Below are 18494 nucleotides of genomic sequence, written 5' to 3'. Positions count from 1 at the left end.
TACAGACTTATTCTTCCAAGATCGCCACGGCTGCAGCGATATCGCCGTCGTGGGTCAGGGACAGATGAATCTTGACTGTCGGCAGAAACTCCAGAGCCATGCCGTGCAGCTTGATCGACGGCCGTCCCCAGGCGTCGTTGACGACCTCGATGAGCGGGTACGGATTGTCGCCGATCTGCGGCGGCCTGGCGAAACGTGAAGTTGCCCAGGCCTTAAGAACCGCCTCCTTCGCGGCCCACCGTGCTGCGTAGTGGCGAGCCGGGTCGGAACTCTTCGTTGCCGAGTGCCGACGCTCCCCCGTGGTGAAGCTGTCGCGGATCATCGTCGTGCCGGCCTTGTCCATCTGCTCGGCGAAGTCGGACACGGTCACCAGGTCGAAACCTACTCCGAGAATAGCCATTACTTGCACCCCGGCAGACCCGAGCGGTAGACATCGTCGTCGCCGAGGCGTGCTGCCTCGGTGAGCAACATGTCCGCTTCGAGTTCGCGCGACGCCTTTGCAGGCGTCCCGTCGTGTCCGAGCCGTCGGTCCTCGGGCCGCTCGTACAGTGCGTCACCTCCGACCATCGCGGAGATCAGCCTGCGCTGACCGGCGATACGTCGCTCGTTGGAGCGAGCGATGTAGTCGGCGCGACGATCTGCAGGCACGGCCTCGAGGAAGGCCTGTGGGTGAACCACGGCGATGAGACCGGACACGTGACCGAAGCCGAGGCTGGTCAGCAGTCCTGCCTTCAGCGGTACCGAGTCACCGAAACGCAGCGGCTCGCGTGCCCACACGAGGTGTTCGAATTCGGTCATCTTGTCGTCGACGCAATCGAGGCTGCGGTTCGGCGGGATGACTCCGTTGCTGAGCACCTGGCAGAGACCGATCAGCTGGAAAGCTGCGGCTCCACCCTTCGAGTGGCCGGTCAGGCTCTTCTGCGAGACGACGAACAGTGGTGCTCCGTCGGTGCGTCCGATCGCCTTGGCCAGGCGGGTGTGCAGTTCGGCCTCGTTCGGGTCGTTCGCGGCAGTCGAGGTGTCGTGCTTGGAGATCACGGCCACATCGTCGGCACTGACGCCGAGTGCGTTGAGTGACAACGCGAAGGACGAATCCTTGCCCCCACGACCGGCGCTGAGCGCACCGAGTCCCGGAGCCGGGATGGAGGTGTGCACGCCGTCGCCGAACGACTGCGCGTACGCAACGACACCGAGGACCGGAAGTCCTATTTCCAGCGCCAGGTCACCGCGAGCGAGCAGAACCGTTCCGCCGCCCTGCGACTCGACGAACCCGCCGCGCCTGCGGTCGTTGGCCCGGGAGAATCGACGATCGCTGATTCCCTTCGCGGACATGGCAGCCGAATCGGCGGTCGCGGACATGTCACCGAAGCCGATGATGCCTTCGGTGCTCAGGTCGTCGAAACCACCGGCGACGACGAGTTGCGCCTTGCCCAGCTTGATCTTGTCGACGCCTTCCTCGACGGAGACGGCGGCGGTTGCACACGCTGCGACGGGGTGAACCATCGCGCCGTAGCTGCCGATGTACGACTGAACCACGTGCGCTGCAACGACATTCGGCAGCGCTTCCTGCAAGATGTCGTTCGCACGAGCGTCACCGAGCAAGGTGTCGATGTAGAGCGAGCGCATGGATTCCATCCCGCCCATGCCGGTGCCCTGTGTGTTGGCAACCAGCGTGGGGTGCACCCAGCGCATCAGTTCCGACGGGTTGAAGCCCGAGGAGATGAACGCATCGACGGTGGTCACGATGTTCCACAGTGCGACGCGGTCGATCGAGCTCGCCATGTCCGGCGAGATGCCCCACTTGGTCGGATCGAAGCCGGTCGGAATCTGCCCACCGACGGTGCGGGTGAGCTTCATCTTGCGCGGCACCCGAATCTCGGTTCCGGCCTTGCGAGTGACCTGCCAGTCACCGGACTCCGGGACCGGTGCGATGACGGTGTGCTCGGGATCGGCCGCCGCGAACGATCGTGCGTCGATCTCGGTGCCGACCACGAAGGTCAGATCGTTGTCGAGGAAGACCGAGGTCATCAGCGGCGCAGTGTTGCCGACCATGGCGCCGTCGTCGACGTAGGTGCGGATACCGCACTTCTCGACGACGATGTCGTGGTACTTGTCGGCGATCTCGGCCTCGGGCACGAGATCACCTGATTCGATGTCGTACCAGCCCGGCTTGGGATCGTTCTCCCACGTGATCAGGCCGGTGTTCCATGCGAGTTCGAGAACGCCTGCGGCGGAGAGCTCCTCGTCGACCTCCATCTCGAAGCGCGTACGCGCACTTCCGTACGGTCCGAGCTCGCCGGCGCCGACGATGACGATCAGGTCCTTCGGATCGACATCGAGCGCAGGCCATGCCGGTGCAGTGGTCGAGGTGGACAAACGCGGCGGAGCGGGCAGAGCCGCAATCACCGAGCTGTCGAGCACTTCCTCTACCTTCTCGCCGGCCGCGTCGGCTGCGGCACGGGAAAGCTCGACGAGGTCGAGCTTCGTGTTCGCCAGTCCACCGGTCAGGTCGGCAAGCAGAGGCGCTTGCGTGGCCTGGCGGCGAGCGGCAGGCTCGCACAGCTTCAGCAGCTCGGTTGCCATCTCACTCGTCGACCACGTCCGCACGCCTTCGGCCTCGACGGCCTCGACGATCGGATCGTTGCCGCCCATGAGTCCGGTTCCGCGAACCCATCCGATGTGCGCGTGGGCAATGGAAACACGCTCGGCCCAGTTCTTCTCCGAGCCCCACTTGGTCGCGATGGCGTCGAGGGCTGCCTTCGATTCACCGTAGGCACCGTCGCCGCCGAACATGCCGCGGTTCGGCGAACCTGGCAGTACGACGTGCAGGTGGGTGTCGATGTCGTTGTCGTAACCGATCTTCGACAGTCCACCGATGAGACGCTCGACCGACCAGAGCAGAACCCGCATCTCCATCTCGGCGCGGGCGCCGGCGTCGGACAGTTCGCCGACGACGCGAGGAGCAGCGAACGGGAACAGCATGGTGGGTGTGACGCCTGCCTTGACGAGAGTCTTTGCCCCGCCTGCATTGTCGACCTGATCGGAACCGATCCACTCGATGAGTGCGTCTACGTCGGTGTACGAGGCGATGTTGGCCGGAACGACCCACAGTGCTGCACCGGCGCGAGCATTCGCCCGGTAGAGCTCTCGGTAGAACTTCAGGCGCTCGTCGTTGAGCTTGGAGGTGGTGATGAAGACGGTTGCACCGCCCCCGAGCAGCTTGGCGGCGATCGCCGCGGCGATCGACCCCTTGCTACCTCCGGTGACGACGGCTACTTCGTCGGACCATTCGCCCTTGTCTTCGGAAGACTGTGCGATGTCCGCGATCCGGCCGTAGAACTCGGCCAGCGTGGTCTTGCGTTCGGCCTGCGCCTTCGACTTCCACCACTGAGCCTGAGCTGCAACAGCTTTACCCGATCCGGCGAAGCTTTCGACGGCGATGTCGCCTGCGGTACCGAGCCACAAGCGGGCCAGGTCCTCACGCGCCGTCGCCCAACGATCATCGACCAGAACGGCCTTGCGCTCGTCGAATGCCGGGGCAACCAGTCGTGGCCAGTCCGAACCCAGTTCTGCAGCAACCAGATCCACCAATACGGCGTCCGGATTGTCGACAGCCAGGGCGTTCGGAGCATCGGCGAAGCCGAGCTGTTCGAGAACGAGCCGCGCCGCCGAAGCCAGAACCCCGTCGCGTCCGGTGATGTGCTCGGTGAACTCACCGAGAGCAGCCGCATCGACTGTTCCTCCGCTTCCGCCACCGGTCTGCGGCAGCGAGACTGCAACACCGCGGCGAGCGGCGACAGCGGCTACCGCCGAATCGATGACGGTGTCGACTGCAGTGCCGTCGGCGAGTGCACCGTCGGCCAGGCCACCGAGTGCGCCGCCGCGGACCGAGGAGCCGTCGCGGGTTCCGAGAGCGACCTCAGCGGTGACGTGATGCGCCCAGCCGTCGCCCAGTTCCCATACCTTCTTGACGCGATCGGCGATGGAAGCCGGACGACGTCCCGAGGGTCCGAAGACCTTGCGAAGGTGGTCGTTGATCGAATCGCTCAGTACCGGGCCGAAGGGCTTGTAGGTACGGGCGAGCTTGTTGACCGTGCCGGAGAGCGCGCCCATGTCGGCATCGGCTGCGCCGTCGATCGCACCGAGTGAAAGCTCGGAACCGAGGTCGACGAGCAACTGGTTACGACGCGAGGAGACGCCGTCGCACAGTGCCTCGATGGTGTCGGCAGGTCCGATCTGATCGAGCTGCAGTTTGGTCCACAGTCCGATCAGGATCTTGGTTGCGTCCGAAGCGCTGAAGGAGATGTCCTCGGGCCGCGGGCCGCCGGATGGAGCCGACGGTGCGGCCGCAGGAGCCGGCGCAGCGGAAGCGGCAGGTGCAGAGGCGGTCTCGACCGGAGCGGACTCCTCTTCCTCCACCGGCGCTGGGTCGGTGTCGGTGCCGTAGACGATCGCGGCCTCACGTTCGAGGTTGAGCACCTCGACCGGGAATCCGAAGCGGCCCGGCAATTTCAGTGTCTGCGAAGCCAGGTTGGCGACCGTCGGCGTTGCGCCGAGACCGATTTCCACGAAACGCTCCACACCGAGTCCACCGTCTGCCTCTTCGGCGAACAGCAGATCCTGTGTCTCGATCCAACGGACCGGGCTGGCGAACTGCCACGCCAGCAGTTCCGTCAGCACGACGCGGCACAGATCATGCGGGCGTGCAGCCCAGGAATCGAAGTCGGCGAGGACGTTGTTCAGGGGCTCGGAAGGAACGAGGTCCGCGATTTCCTGAATGAACGAACGCTCGAGCGAGAACGGCCTGGGCACCAGGTTCGGCACGTAGCGTCCGAGCAGGATCTCCGGGTCGAGATCAGCAGGCAGCAACGTTTCGAGCCGGGTGCGGAAGTCGTCGACTCCCCCACGCAGCACAGTCGAGTGGAACGGTACATCGATGCCGGGCACCACGATGAAGGCGCGCTTGCCGCCGAATTCGGCGACACGGACGTCGATCTCCTTCTCGAGTGCGGCCAGACCGGCAACCGTGCCGGCAATGGCGTACTGCGATCCACGCAGGTTCAGGTTCACGATCTCGAGGAACTCACCGGAAGCCTCGGCGACACCGGCGACGAAAGCGTGCACTTCGGTGTCGGCGACACCCATCTGCGACGGCCGGATGGCTGCCATGCGGTAATCGCTTCGACCGGATGCGTCACGCGGAACGAGCGCATGCATGGCCGATCCACGCTGGAAGACGACCTCGAGGACTGCTTCGAGTGGGAGAACACCGGCGACGGCAGCGAGAGCGTTGTACTCACCGACCGAGTGGCCCGCAAGAATCGAGTTCTCGACGAAGACACCGGATTCGCGCATTTCGGCGACCTGTGCGACACCGAGAACAGCCATCGCGACCTGGGTGAACTGGGTCAGGTGGATGACGCCGTCGGGATGGCGATGAACGGTGCCACGCGCTTTCAGCGTGGTCGGGTTGTCGCGGACGACCGCCAGAATCGAGAATCCGAGAGCCTTACGAGTGTGCTTGTCGGCGCGCTCCCAGACCTCACGGGCGGCCTTCGAGCGCGACCGTGCGTCCAGCCCCATTCCCTGACGCTGAATACCCTGTCCGGGGAAGGCGTAGACGGTCTTCGGCGCCGCAGTGCGAGCCGAGGCAACCATGACGAGTTCGCCTGCGACACGGCAGGACACGTCGATGAGTTCGGCACCATGATCGAATCCGGTGCGGTCGACGCGAATGTCGATTTCGGCTCCGGGGCGGACCATCCCGAGGAAGCGAGCGGTCCATGCGGTCAGGCGACGGGGCGGAGTCTTGGTGTCGGCGTAGTCGATTGCGGTGACGGCCTGCTGCGCTGCGGCGGAGAGCCACATGCCGTGCACGATCGGGGAACCGAGACCGGCGAGTAGCGCAGCCGCATCGGAGGTGTGGATCGGGTTGTGATCGCCCGAGACCTGGGCAAAGGCTGCCATGTTGCGCGGCGCGAGAATGGTGGCCTGACGGCGACGACGACGCGGTGTGTCCTTGGCGTCGGCACTGACCGAGCCTCCGGCGGGAGCCGGATCGGACAGTTCACCCTTGCCGGTGCGTCCGCGGATGGCGAAGCGTTCGACGAGAGTTGCCACGGCAGGCGCGTCGAGACCTTCCCCGAGCATCGCACCGATGGTGGTGGTGACCTCGACTACGCGACCGAGATCGGTGTCGAGCACCTCCCCTGCCTCAGCTTTGACGACGAGAATCGATGCGTCAGTGGGCAGTTCACCTACCAGGTTGACGCTGTGGTCGAGGTGGACCAGATCCAACATGCCCTCGATCACGTCGATTCCCGCAGCTGTGCGGGTGGCGCCGAGGACAGCGAAGACGGCAGGCCAGCATGCTCCGACAAGCACGTCGGGAACAGCCTTGCCGCTCACGGTCAGCGAGTCGGGAAGACCCGATCCGGTGACGCCGCCGTGGTCTGCCACGAGATCAGGGATCCACGCCAGGTTGACGCGTGCAACACCGTTCTTCACCTTGGGAAGGTCTTGTCCCGCAGCAATTCCGAGTAGCGAGGACATCGAAGCCTGCGCATCCTCAGCAGTGACGACAGGGGCGCCGCCGTCGACCGTGGAAACGGGGACGGTCAAGCGGATGCGCACCTCCTTGCCGGGGGCGAGCGGAACGGTCAGCTCGACGTGAGTCGAATCCTGCACGGTGAGAGAGGATCCGGTCTGCGGGTGTGATGCGACGGTGTCGGATTCGACGATCCAGTCCGCGGTGTCACCGAGACGTGCAACGGGGTTCTGCGTCATCCGTGACGCCCAGTCGACGTCGGGGGCAGCAAGAACGATGCCGAGCAGACCGGGCGCGATACCTGCGTAACGACGGCTCACAGCGGGGGCCGGTGCACTGCCGTCGGCTACCAACTCGTCGGCGGTGGCTTTTTCGAAGCGATCGAGTAGATCCCCGACCGGCTCGTCGACGCGGGTGATTCCGGCGACGGCAACGGTGCCGGGAATGACGCAGACCTGATCGGCGGAGTACCGCGGATCGTGCGCCTGCCACAGCGAGTCACTGCGCCACCAACGCCGAACGTCACCGTCGACGACGGGAACGAAGTTGATCGGCTTGCCCGGCAGTTTGCAGAGCGAGGTGAAGAAGGTGATGTCCGCTGGGTGCAGAACGACGTCGCCTGCATCGGGGAACTGAGCGAGCAACGAGCGGAGTGCAGCACGCGGACGTTCGAGCGTGTCGACGTCGGCGAAGAGCGTCGGGATCGGGCCGCGGTCGACGGGGTGCAGACGGGCTTCGGTGCGCTGGAGCATCTCGAGGAAGCGGGTGCGCCAGGTGACGTCGAGCCATACCGAATCGGTGGCCTCGGCGAGCGCGTCGGTGAACTCGCCACCGCAATCGAAATCCTTGCGCTTGTCCGTGCCGATGGCCAGGTCGAGGTAGCGAATGAGCCACTGCTGGTAGGTCATCGATTCCACGTCGCCGAAGTACGGCTTGGCGGTTCCGTCGAGTGCCGCGATGATCTCCTCGCGACGCTCGGCCACAGCATCGGCGTTACCGGCGACCTCGTCGAGGAGGCGCCCGCAGCGTGAGGCCGCGTTGTCGATCTCGTGAATGTCCGCCCCGAGCTGGCTACGGCCGGAGGCCATTCCGCCGGATGCGGTGCCTGCACCGACCCAGTCCGGGGTTCCCGGTGTGTCGACGAGAAGCTGCTTGACCTCGGGCGAGGTCGTCGCTTCGAGTGTTGCCATGGCGGCGGTACCGACGAGGATTCCGTCGAGCGGCATCTTCGGGTAGCCGGCGCCGAGGGACCAACGGCCCGTGAGGTATTCGGCTGCACGCTCGGGTGTGCCGATTCCGCCACCGACGCAGATCACCAGGTTGGGACGTGCGCGCAGCTCTGCGTAGGTTGCGAGCAGCAGATCGTCGAGGTCTTCCCACGAGTGGTGGCCACCTGCGCGGCCGCCCTCGATGTGGACGATGACGGGGTAGGACGGAACCTCGTTCGCGATCCGGATGACGGCGCGAATCTGCGCGACGGTGCCGGGCTTGAAGCACACGTGCGAAATGCCCGCGTCGGAAAGCTCCTCGATGAGCGCGACGGCTTCTTCGAGTTCAGGGATACCTGCGGTGACGACGACGCCGTCGATGGCGGCGCCTGCCGCTCGGGCGCGCTGCACGAGGCGACGGCCGCCGAGCTGCAGCTTCCAGAGGTAGGGGTCGAGGAAGAGCGAGTTGAACTGGATCGCGCGACCGGGCTCGAGGAGCTGCGAGAGTTCGGCGACGCGGTCGGTGAAGATGTCCTCGGTGACCTGGCCGCCACCGGCGAGCTCGGCCCAGTGGCCTGCGTTGGCTGCTGCGGCAACGATTTTCGCGTCGACCGTCGTCGGGGTCATGCCGGCAAGGAGGATAGGTGAACGGCCGGTGAGCTTGGTGAAGGTGGTCTCGACAACTACGCGACCGTTGGGCAAGGTGATCGGCTTCGGTGCGAACTCCGACCACGCCGGTGCAACCTCGGGGGCAGCGCCCGGCGTCAGCAGGTTGCGGTGTCCTCCGCGCGTGGAGGCAGCAACGATGCCCACGCCCTGTCCGCGCAGAGCCGGGGTCGTCATGCGAGTCAGAAGGTCACCTGGACCGAGATCGAGGATCCAGTCGGCACCTGCGTCGACGACGCCGTCGATGGCGTCGACCCAGTCCACGGGTGCAACGAGAATGCTGTGGGCAAGAGTGCGCGCAATGTCCACGTCGAGGCCACAGCGCTGTGCCCATGCAGAGACGAGTTCGACGGCATCGCCCAGTGCGGGGTGGTGGAAGCCGACCTCGACGGGGAGCTGCTCGAAGACCGGCGCGAATACCGAACCGCCACGCTTCTTGGAATCGCGCTCACGCTCTTCCTCGGCAGCGATCTGCTCGCTGCGCTCCTGCACACGAGCGAGCTGAGCAGGCGGGCCTGCGAGCACGACGCGACGGCGTCCGTTGCGGATTGCGAGGACCGCGGAACGTTCCGGTGCGCCGGGGATTGCGAGTTCGTCGATGATCGACGCGAGCCGTTCCGGTTCTACGTTCGAGACCGAAACCATGGGCGCCCGATCGGCAGCTCCTATGATTCCCCTACGACGTGCGACCAGGCCTGCGGCAGCACCGATCAGCTGTGCGACGGCAAGGAGACGTGCGTCCTCGGCACCATCACTCTTGACCGACTCGGCGGCGATGAGGCCCTGTGAATGCCCGATGACGGCGACCGGCGGCGTCTGGGCGGGGTCGAGTCCTTGCAGCTTCAGCGCACGCAGCGCAGCGACCTGGGTCAGGAATACCCCTGGAAGCGATACGGCCGCGGAGGTAAGTGCGGCTTCGGAGGGACCGTAGGTGGAGGCGGCGTCGTCCTCGTCTGCGAGATCTTGTTCGAGCATCCAGCCGATGGGATCGAAGCCGACCGAGCGCACGACGAGGAGTTCGTCTGCAACCGGCGTGAGGATGGCTACGGACTCGTTGACCAGGTCCGTGAGCTCGGGCTCGAGTGCCGAGTCGCGGGCGAGCTCTTCGAGCGAGCTGAGCCATGGGGCACCCTGTCCACCGAAAGCCAGCGCGTAGGGCTCACCGGCCGCGAACCGATCTGCGAGCGTACGAGAACCACCACCGCTCTTTGGCGACCTGCTCGCGCCTTGTCCATGTGATGGTGTGCTCTCGTTGATCGTCAAGATGCAAGATTCCTCTCGTGAGCACCTCGGATATCGAGGTATTCGTGGATGGCCCTTCGCCGGCGCGGTTCAGCGGCCCCGTGGAGGAGGACCGTCGGGGACCGAGTCACTCTGACCGCGCTTCACCAGGCTAAGACAAAATCATGAGGAAAGCCTCACGTTCGAGTGGACGTCCAACTGCTACCAGCGAGTACGGCCGCTGGAGGCCCTTTACCTACCGTTGAGGCAACTCGCCGGTAACAAACATCGGTGCTGGCACAGCCCGAATGGAAGCAGGCCGAACGTGAGGGAAACCTCAGATTTATCGTTATCTTTTCGTTATATGAGCCTCGTCACACAACATCCCCGCTAGCGCAGTCTCCAAGTTGTCGGTGACCCTGGGTAGCTTCTCGAAGTACATCGACCCATTCTCGAAGTACATAGACCCGGGGGGGATTCATGTATTCATCGGTTACACATATATTTTCGCAGCGCGACCGCGAGGCTCTCACCGCCCATATCGCAACATGTGCGACACCAGCGAAGTCGCCCTACTGGAATCCCGGATGGCCACAGGAGATCGAAGCTGCCCTACTCGACGCAGTCTTTTCCGCGCGGGCAACATACGGCGGCCCCGAGACCGGCGTGCGGCGCGTCGTCTCCCGTTGGCGCGAGTATCGGCAGTGCGAATCTCTGGACGATCCGACCGCGCTCGCCGCGTTCGTGAACAATCCCGAGGAACTCGCCGAGATCCTCGGGAACAGGCAGCGGGTGGCCGGCAACTCCACCACCAAAGCCGAGTGCGCCGCACGCATCGCGACGGCATTGACCGGACTCGGCGTGGCACGTGCTGAAGATCTCGTCGATTCGGATGAACTTCGCGCTGCATTCACCGCCGTCCCCGGGGCCGGAAGGAAAACGTGGGAGTGCGCACTGTTCCTCGTGGGCGAGCGCACACCTAACTCGCTGCTGCAGGTGATCGCGTTCACCTCGGACGCGGTCGGCAGAACGCTCGACGGCGAGAGTGCCGAGATGCTTCTCGCCGTGACCGCAGAGAGCATGAACGTCGAACGTGCAGCGCTCGAACATGCGGTGTGGCGTTACCAACGCCGTTTTCCTCTCCCGGGCAAGGGGCGGAATTGAAGACTGCCGGCTAACCGTCGGTGCGGACGTGGCCGCGCCCCCTCTCGATCAGCGCGGCCACGCCGTCGAGGATGCAATCGACTCCGAACACGTACTCGTGCACCGGATCAGTCACTGCGCCATACGAAGTCGAGGCAGCGGTTCCCACGCGCGCCGACACCGGGTAGTCAGCGTGATTCATGACGCGCTCCAGGACGGGCGCCGTTGCGGCCCACCACTGTGCATCCGTCATTCCAGATTCCTGGCGAACCTTGTCGAATCGAGCGAGCGCGCGTGCGGTGCCCGCGACATGCGTCAGGACAAGAGTGAGGACCGAATCCATTTCGATGTCAGTGAGCCCGACGCCGTCGATGACGCTCAGCTCTGCCTCGTACTTGTCATTGGTGTGCGGGCCCAACACAGCACGCGCACCCTGCACATCGAGCATCCACGGGTGACGTTGGTAGAGAAGCCAATTGCGCTCCGCGACGAATCGAAGTCCGTTACGCCAGCCATCGGTCGCCGAGGCGGGTTCGGCGACACTCGAATACAACGACGCCACAGCGGTGTCGATCATCAGATCGGCAAGTTCCTCGCGCCCCGGAACGTGCGTGTAGAGAGACATTGCACCGACGCCGAGTCGATCGGCGACACGTCGCATGGACACAGCATCGATCCCGTCGGCGTCCGCGATCTCGATTGCGGAGTCGACGATCGCATCGATACTCAACCCGCTGCGACTCGGCTTCTCGTCCACTCGCCACAGCAGGCCGAGGGTGCGCGCTGGATCGAAAACTGTCGCCTTCTTGCTTGCCACACATCGGACAGTACGCTGTACGCCGAGCCGAGGATGCACCTGCGTTCGGGTCGGGATTCGGCGTTGTAGACTTGCACAGCAACTCGCGCGAGTGGCGGAATTGGCAGACGCGCTGGATTTAGGTTCCAGTGTCTCAGGACGTGGGGGTTCAAGTCCCCCCTCGCGCACCACCATCAGTGACGACCCCCACCGAACTACCTGAGGTAGTAGATACTCGGGTACCGTCGGGGGGTGTCGAAAACCCACACTCAACGCCGCCCGGCGCTCATCGCTCTGGTGATCGTCTCGGCGCTCGGTTGCCTGGCCCTGGGCTGGTGGCAGTGGGAGCGTTTCGAATCCGTCGGCGGCAACGGCCAGAACCTGGGTTACGCATTCCAATGGCCTCTGTTCGCTGTATTCGTCGTCTACGCCTACCGCAAATTCGTACAGCTCGAAGACGAGGCCGACGCTCCGCCGGACGCCGAGAACGACGACGTCGTAGAACAGGTCGTGCGTGAAGTTCCCGCAGATCTGCTCCCCCAGCGACCGGTGGCGCCGGTGGAGGACGACCTCGAAGATCCCGAGGCCCGCCAACTTCTCGAGTACAACAGCTATCTTGCGGAGCTCGATCGCTCCCGCGAGTCCGACAGGAGCACCAAGTGAGCACGGCACCACAGCAATCTGCATCAACCGAAAAGACGAAGAAGATTGCTTCCGCGCTCCTGCGCTACCGAATTCTCGCGTACACCACCGGTGTGTGGCTTCTTGTCCTTCTCGTCGAGATCGTTGCCAAGTACGGCTTCGGTAACGACAGCTTCGGCTGGATCGGTATCGTCCACGGATGGGTTTACGCGGTCTACCTGCTCTTCACCCTCGATTTGGCCATCAAGGTTCGTTGGCCGGCCGCCCGAACCGTTGGCACCCTACTCGCCGGAACAGTGCCGTTCCTGTCGTTCTTCGTAGAGCATTGGCGAACGACTCAGGTAAAGCGCGACTTCGGCGTCTGAGCAGTCAGCACCGAACTTCGGTGGGATCGGAACCGCGCAACGCGTTCGACACCACTTGCTGTGCAACAGGGTCGTAGGAGATTCCAGTGTGCTCGGTGACGTTGCCTGGGCACAAGTCTTGAAGCACGACGTTCGTGTTTCCTTCTCCGGTCAGCAATGACGCCTCATAGGGCACCACCTGGTCGTAGCGGGTCACGATGGTTGTGTAGTCCACTCCCTGAACAGTGTCACTCCCCTCGTTGAGACGCTGAAGAGCCTCGTCGGGAGGTGGGCCCGGGGTCGGATAGTTCGGCGGCGACAGCGCGACGATTCGAGCTACGGACTCCGCACCCCCGAGAAACCGGACGTAGTAGCGCGGTACGGTCCCACCTTTCGAATGCCCGACGATGGCGACCTTCTGCGCTCCCGTCGTGGTCCGGACGGTGTCGACGAACTGCCCCAGTTCGGCTGCACTGTCCTCGAGAGAACCCAGGCCGCCGAACGGAATCCCTTCGAGCGCTCCGTAATCGAGCGCAAAGACGCAGTAGCCTTCGGCTTTCAAGGCCGGCGCCATCGATGCCCAGTTGTCGTAGGAGTTCTCGAGGAACCCGTGGACGAGCACGACCGGTTCCGGGTGTTCGGCACTCGGGACACACGCGTAGTCGTTGGCACCCGAAGGGCTCGCACCCGGGTGTGCGATGGAGTACAGGGTCGCCTCGGCGAACGAGTTTTGCACCGGGGACGCTGCTGCCGGAAGCGGTGCGGCAAGCATTCCAGCGGCCACCAGGACCGCGGCCATGACTGTTCGTTTCACCAGACCAGTCTCTACCCGGTAAGCGTCTCGAGTGCAGGAATCAGCAATGTCAACGCACGCCCTCGATGCGACGCGGCATCTTTCTCTTGCGGGCTGAGTTCCGCCGCCGATCTGCCGTCCCCTTCGGGAACGAATATCGGATCGTAGCCGAACCCGTTCTCACCCAACGGCTCTCGCGCGATGACGCCGCGCCATTCACCCCGGACGACGGCCTCGACGTCGCCGGGGACGACCAGCGCGCAGGCAGAGACGAAACCTGCGCCCCGCCGCTCGTCCGGTACGTCGCCCAGCTGCGCCAAAAGCAACGACGTGTTGGCGCCGTCGTCTCCGTGTACTCCGGACCATCGCGCCGACAGCACACCCGGCATACCGTTCAATGCGTCGACCTCGAGACCGGAATCATCTGCAACACAAGCGAGCCCGGTGGCAGCCGCGCCGTCGCGGGCTTTGGCGAGCGCATTTTCCTCGAACGTCGCACCGGTCTCGGGTGCCTCGGGAAACTCGGGCACCTCGTCCAATCCGACCAATTCGATTCCGAGGACCCCGGCGCTATCGAGCACCCGACGCAACTCATGTAACTTCTTGGCGTTGCGGCTCGCGACGAGAAGCTTGGTATCAGCCACCGAACTTCTTCTTCGGTGCGTCGACGGCAGGCTCGGGAAGCACGCCGGGGTACGGCTCGGCGAGGGCAGCCTGCTGCACCTCGAAAAGCTTCTCGATGCCCGCGAGAGCTGAGTCGAGCAGCTTGTCGAGAGTGGACCTCGGGAACGTAGCGCCCTCGCCGGTGCCCTGGACCTCGACGAGAGTACCGGTGTCGGTGGCCACGACATTCATGTCGACCTCGGCACGCGAATCTTCCTCGTAGGGCAGATCCAGCCGAACACGGCCGTCGACGACGCCGACGCTCACCGCTGCGATGGCACAGGAAATCGGCTGCGGGTCCGCGAGTCGACCGGCCGCACGCAGGTAGGTGACGGCGTCGGACAGTGCAACGAATGCGCCCGTGATGGCCGCGGTACGAGTGCCGCCGTCGGCCTGCAGTACGTCGCAGTCGATCGCGATGGTGTTCTCACCGATGGCGGCAAGATCGATGCAAGCGCGCAGCGACCGCCCGACGAGGCGGGATATCTCCTGAGTCCGCCCACCGACCTTGCCCTTGACGGACTCACGTCCGCTGCGGGTATGGGTTGCTGCGGGAAGCATCGCGTACTCGGCGGTGAGCCAACCGAGGCCCGAGCCTTTACGCCAGCGAGGAACACCCTCCTCGACACTCGCGGTGCACATGACCCGCGTGTTTCCGAACTCCACCAGCACCGATCCTGCCGGGTTGTCGGTGAATCCGCGGGTGATCTTGATGTTGCGGAGCTCGTCGTCCGCTCGGCCGTCTTCTCGTCTGGACACGGCAGCAATCTTAACCCTGGCCTAGACGGTGAAGACATCGCCCGGCAGGACGGCGTGCACCGGACCACTGAACTCGGCCTTCGCTTCCGCGATGACATCTTCCCGGGAAGTCCACGGCGGAATGTGAGTCAGCAACAGCTCACCCACGCCGGCCTCACGTGCCAGCTGCCCAGCCTCGGTCCCGGACAGGTGGATACCTTGCGGGCGGTCGGAGCGGTGCGTCCATGATGCTTCCGACAACAGCACGTCGGCACCGTGGGCGAGATCGCGGACTGCCTGACACATCCCCGTGTCCCCCGTGTACGCGAACAGCTTCCCCGCCCCTGTCGTGATCCGCATGCCGTACGACTCCGGCGGGTGATAGACCTGGCGGGTGTGCACGGTGAGCTGTCCGTGTTCGATGGTTCTGCCGTCCTGCCAGCGACGCAGATCGATCGTGTCGGACATGTCGTCGATCTGGCCACCGCATTCGGCAGAGGCGACGCCGAGCCGGAAAGCGGTGTCTTTCGGCCCGTATACGAGCGCGCGCCCCGCAGGCGGATTCGGGTGGTATCTGCGCCAGACCAGGAGCCCCGGCACGTCGAGGCAGTGATCTGCGTGTAGATGCGACAGGAACACACTGACGTCACCGGGATCTGCATACTTCTGCAGCGCACCGAGCACGCCGGGACCGAAGTCGAGTACGACAGGCGATGTTCCCGGTTCGTCGAGCAGGTAACCCGACGCGGGGGAATCAGGCCCTGACACACTCCCCGAACATCCCAGGACGGTAATTCGCATGTATGTCATGCTGCCACGTCGATGCCCGGCACCGAAACGTTCGACACGTTTTTACGAAGTCAACCACCCATGTGCGCGTTGTGGGGGTGTCGGCGGAGGGGCTCAGCCGAGAGATTTCTGCTTACGTGCCTCGCGGGCATCGGAGGACAGGACCCACGCCGCAAGGACTCCTCCGACGGCGCCGAAGAGGTGGCCTTGCCACGACACCCCAGGTGTACTCGGCAATACGCCCCACAGCGCGCCGCCGTAGATGACGAACACCACGACGCCGACGGCAAGTTGCCCCAAGTTTCTGGTGAAGATTCCCCGCGTCAGCAGATAGGCGATCCAACCGAAGATGAGAACCGAGGCGCCGATGTGGTTGGAGTTGCCGCCACCGATCAACCACGTACCGACACCCCCGACGACCCAGATGATGCCCGTGGCCATCAACCCACGCGCCAGACCGGACAGCAGAACGAGGAATCCGAGGATCAGAACCGGGAGGGTGTTCGCGATCAGGTGGGCCCAGTCGTCGTGCAGCACCGGCGCGAACAGAATTCCCCACAAACCGTCCACACTGCGCGGGTTGATCCCCGCCTGCTCGACGCGACTACCCGAGGCGACGTCGATGATCTCGATGACCCACAGCAGCACGACGAACGAGCCCATCAACATCGCGGCCTGCTGCCACAGTGGGCGTTTGGGTGCGGTAGCGGGAAGGTAAGGGTTCGTCGTCACAGAACTAGGCCTTTCGTCCAGCCCCGACATCCACGCGCCGAGGAGGTGGTCTGCCCTTCGAAGTCTACCGCTGTGGTCAGGGCGCAAAGGCCGACGGGAAAATCTGACGGTACGTCGCAATACCGGCAATCGAGGTCGCGTCGAGCAATGCACGCACGATGGCCCGCTCGACGACATCGGCCGCAACCGCGCACACTGCGGCAAGAACCGGCAGGTCGGAGGAGAACGCCTTGGGCATGGCAGTTTCCGTGACGACCTTCCTCGTGCCGGTCGACAGCGCGAAAATCGTGTCGCCGTCGAGTGGGGAGTGGGCAGGTCTGATCGCCCGTGCCAGGCCGTCGTGAGCGGCGACGGCCACCCGTTTGCACGACGCCGCCGTCAGATCGACATCGGTGCCTACGACGCCGATCGTCGTGTTGAGGGCGGTGCCCTTGGGTGCGAGTGCGTTGGCGTTCCACACCTCGTGCACGTCGGGTTTGCGCATCCGGTACGCACCGGGCCCTTCCGACCCGACTCCCCACGGAAGTCCGGTTCGGGGATCGAACACCGAACCGACCGGGTTGGTGACGATCAGTGCGCCGACGGTGACGCCGTCGGCAGGTCCTCCCTCGATGACGGTGCTCGCCGTGCCGACGCCGCCCTTGAGCACGCCCGCGCGGGCACCGACGCCCGCGCCCACCGAACCGGTCGCGAAATCGGCTCGAGCGGCGGCTGCTGCGCGATATCCGAAGTCGGCGGTCGGCCGGATGGACCAATCCCCTACCGGCAGATCGAAGATGACGGCCGCAGGAACGATCGGTACCACTTGGTCCGGGCTACCCATGGCAATTCCATGTCCGTGCTCTTCGAGCCACCGCATGACACCGTCGGCGGCGGCGAGTCCGTATGCGCTTCCACCGGTGAGGAGAACGGCATTGACCTGCTGCACCGAATGGCTCGGATCGAGCAGATCGGTTTCACGGGTGCCGGGACCACCTCCCCGGACGTCGACGGCGGCGACGGCGCCGCCGAGAGCGCGGATCACCGTGCATCCTGTGGCCGCGCCGTACCCGAGTTCGGCAGCCGGATCGATTTCATGGTGATGGCCCACCAGTAGGCCTGACACGTCGGTCAGTGCATCCTTCGGACCCGTCCCCAACAGGTACTCCTACGGAATGAGGACCTGGACGAGCGAATCCTGCATCCAGGTCAGCCAGTGGTACACGTCCAGATGGGGAGCTCGTGGATCCCCCTCGTCGAGAACCTCAGGGGTGTCTGCGTCGATACCCAGTGTAGTTCCGAGCGCCAACCTTACGTCGTTGAGACCCATCAGCCAGGACTCTGCCTGCGCGGGGGTCAGGACGACTTTTCCGCCGTTCGTAGGAATCGTGTCGAGCATGACTCGGCTTGCAGCGAGCTTGTCGTCGATGATCTCCGGCTCGTGCAATCCGCGAAGCGCACCGTTGAGGTTTGCGGTGTCGGAGTTCGAATCCGGGCGATGGAAGTCCGGCAGCAGCCGCGCGAGCGCTGCATCTTCGGGTGGACTACTGTGGCCGGTTCGTAGACCCGTCATCGCCGCCAGCTCGTCCGTCGGGGCATCGGCTTCTCGATCGCGGAGAAGACCGACTACCGACTCCACGAGCGACCTGAGCACAGTTGCTTCCCTGGCGTCCATATCCGAGCGGATCTTGACCCCGCTGAGTGAGTTCTTTCTGCTCCACATGCGCACTGCGCTCTTCTGCCCCGTCCTTGGATGCCGGCCTGCTGTCTCGAAGCCCGGATGTTGCTTGCTGCCTCTATTTGTCCTGTTGCCCCTACTTGTCCTGTTGCCCTACTTGTCCTGTTGCCCTACTTGTCCTGTTGCATGGTGGCCCACAAACCGGCCGCGTGCAGTTTGCGGACGTCGTTCTCCATCGCATCGCGCTCACCGCTGGAGACGACTGCCTTGCCTTCCGAATGAACCTGCATCATCAGGTCGGTGGCTTTCGCTTTGCTGTATCCGAACAGCTTCTGAAAAATGAAGGTGACGTAGTGCATGAGGTTGACCGGGTCGTCCCAGACGATGGTCACCCAGGGCACATCGTGTGCCTCGTCCCGTGCCACCACTTCTGTTTCCGCTGGTACCGCTTGGGGGGATGCCGCCGACGGTGAAATCGACGAGTTCGGTACCGCGACCGCTCTGCCCACGGTCGGTCGTGCCGTCGATGAAGCCATACCTCTCAGGGTACGACGA

At 64.5% G+C, this 18494-nt stretch carries 14 protein-coding genes and 1 tRNA gene; 4 read left to right on the top strand and 11 right to left on the bottom strand.

What is annotated here, in order from left to right; translation table 11 throughout:
- Window positions 1-7 precede the first annotated feature (7 nt).
- Window positions 8-400 (bottom strand): holo-ACP synthase AcpS, encoded by a 393-nt coding sequence (gene acpS / locus ABIB36_RS12915; RefSeq protein WP_269306838.1) that lies wholly within the window; start codon window positions 398-400, stop codon window positions 8-10.
- On the bottom strand, window positions 400-9684 hold the full coding sequence (locus ABIB36_RS12910; protein WP_354561635.1) for a fatty acid synthase subunit beta domain-containing protein: 9285 nt from the start codon (window positions 9682-9684) through the stop codon (window positions 400-402). The genes acpS and ABIB36_RS12910 overlap by 1 nt, the downstream gene beginning before the upstream one ends.
- Window positions 9685-10122: 438 nt before the next feature.
- Between ABIB36_RS12910 and ABIB36_RS12905 the strand changes: the two genes are divergently transcribed.
- Window positions 10123-10806 (top strand): DUF8548 family protein, encoded by a 684-nt coding sequence (locus tag ABIB36_RS12905; RefSeq protein ID WP_354561633.1) that lies wholly within the window; start codon window positions 10123-10125, stop codon window positions 10804-10806.
- Window positions 10807-10816: 10 nt separating this feature from the next.
- Here ABIB36_RS12905 and ABIB36_RS12900 read toward each other — a convergent pair whose 3' ends face one another.
- Window positions 10817-11602 carry a TetR/AcrR family transcriptional regulator gene (locus tag ABIB36_RS12900; RefSeq protein ID WP_354561631.1) on the bottom strand — a complete coding sequence of 262 codons (786 nt, stop codon included), beginning with the start codon at window positions 11600-11602 and terminating at the stop codon, window positions 10817-10819.
- An 85-nt stretch (window positions 11603-11687) separates the two neighbouring features.
- Between ABIB36_RS12900 and ABIB36_RS12895 the strand changes: the two genes are divergently transcribed.
- From ABIB36_RS12895 to ABIB36_RS12885, 3 genes are all read left to right on the top strand, one after another.
- A tRNA-Leu gene (locus ABIB36_RS12895) sits at window positions 11688-11772 on the top strand.
- Window positions 11773-11833: 61 nt separating this feature from the next.
- The gene (locus ABIB36_RS12890) at window positions 11834-12244 is read left to right on the top strand and encodes a transcriptional regulator (RefSeq protein WP_354561629.1); all 411 of its coding nucleotides are present in this window, start codon (window positions 11834-11836) and stop codon (window positions 12242-12244) included.
- Window positions 12241-12588 carry a DUF3817 domain-containing protein gene (locus ABIB36_RS12885; RefSeq protein ID WP_084345074.1) on the top strand — a complete coding sequence of 116 codons (348 nt, stop codon included), beginning with the start codon at window positions 12241-12243 and terminating at the stop codon, window positions 12586-12588. The genes ABIB36_RS12890 and ABIB36_RS12885 overlap by 4 nt, the downstream gene beginning before the upstream one ends.
- Window positions 12589-12592: 4 nt before the next feature.
- Here ABIB36_RS12885 and ABIB36_RS12880 read toward each other — a convergent pair whose 3' ends face one another.
- The 8 genes from ABIB36_RS12880 to clpS form a co-directional block, all read right to left on the bottom strand.
- Window positions 12593-13381: an esterase/lipase family protein gene (locus ABIB36_RS12880; RefSeq protein ID WP_354561626.1), complete on the bottom strand. Its 789-nt coding sequence runs from the start codon at window positions 13379-13381 to the stop codon at window positions 12593-12595.
- A gap of 11 nt (window positions 13382-13392) precedes the next feature.
- A complete protein-coding gene (gene rdgB, locus ABIB36_RS12875; RefSeq protein WP_084345075.1) occupies window positions 13393-14004 on the bottom strand; it encodes an RdgB/HAM1 family non-canonical purine NTP pyrophosphatase in 612 nt (203 codons plus the stop codon).
- Complete coding sequence (rph, locus tag ABIB36_RS12870) at window positions 13997-14782, bottom strand: ribonuclease PH (RefSeq protein WP_084345076.1); 786 nt, start codon at window positions 14780-14782, stop codon at window positions 13997-13999. The genes rdgB and rph overlap by 8 nt, the downstream gene beginning before the upstream one ends.
- Window positions 14783-14803: 21 nt before the next feature.
- A complete protein-coding gene (locus ABIB36_RS12865; protein WP_179142142.1) occupies window positions 14804-15562 on the bottom strand; it encodes a cyclic nucleotide-degrading phosphodiesterase in 759 nt (252 codons plus the stop codon).
- Window positions 15563-15664: 102 nt separating this feature from the next.
- On the bottom strand, window positions 15665-16312 hold the full coding sequence (locus tag ABIB36_RS12860) for a rhomboid family intramembrane serine protease (protein ID WP_179142143.1): 648 nt from the start codon (window positions 16310-16312) through the stop codon (window positions 15665-15667).
- 46 nt (window positions 16313-16358) lie between these two features.
- Window positions 16359-17423: a P1 family peptidase gene (locus ABIB36_RS12855; RefSeq protein ID WP_084345078.1), complete on the bottom strand. Its 1065-nt coding sequence runs from the start codon at window positions 17421-17423 to the stop codon at window positions 16359-16361.
- Window positions 17424-17429: 6 nt separating this feature from the next.
- Entirely contained in the window at window positions 17430-17990 is a 561-nt protein-coding gene (gene aosR, locus ABIB36_RS12850; protein ID WP_084345079.1) for an oxidative stress transcriptional regulator AosR, read from the bottom strand.
- A 119-nt stretch (window positions 17991-18109) separates the two neighbouring features.
- Entirely contained in the window at window positions 18110-18475 is a 366-nt protein-coding gene (gene clpS, locus ABIB36_RS12845) for an ATP-dependent Clp protease adapter ClpS (RefSeq protein WP_256895315.1), read from the bottom strand.
- Window positions 18476-18494: the final 19 nt, after the last annotated feature.

The sequence above is a fragment of the Rhodococcus sp. UYP9 genome (assembly GCF_040547235.1).
Taxonomy (GTDB): domain Bacteria; phylum Actinomycetota; class Actinomycetes; order Mycobacteriales; family Mycobacteriaceae; genus Rhodococcoides.
Note: the sequence above shows the minus strand (reverse complement) of the source record. Positions and strands in the feature narration are given on the sequence as shown.

Coding starts and splice junctions, on each gene's coding strand:
- acpS (WP_269306838.1), bottom strand. CDS start 400: ATGGCTATTCTCGGAGTAGGTTTCGACCTGGTGACCGTGTCCGACTTC.
- ABIB36_RS12905 (WP_354561633.1), top strand. CDS start 10,123: ATGTATTCATCGGTTACACATATATTTTCGCAGCGCGACCGCGAGGCT.
- ABIB36_RS12865 (WP_179142142.1), bottom strand. CDS start 15,562: ATGCGAATTACCGTCCTGGGATGTTCGGGGAGTGTGTCAGGGCCTGAT.
- ABIB36_RS12860 (WP_179142143.1), bottom strand. CDS start 16,312: ATGTCGGGGCTGGACGAAAGGCCTAGTTCTGTGACGACGAACCCTTAC.
- clpS (WP_256895315.1), bottom strand. CDS start 18,475: ATGGCTTCATCGACGGCACGACCGACCGTGGGCAGAGCGGTCGCGGTA.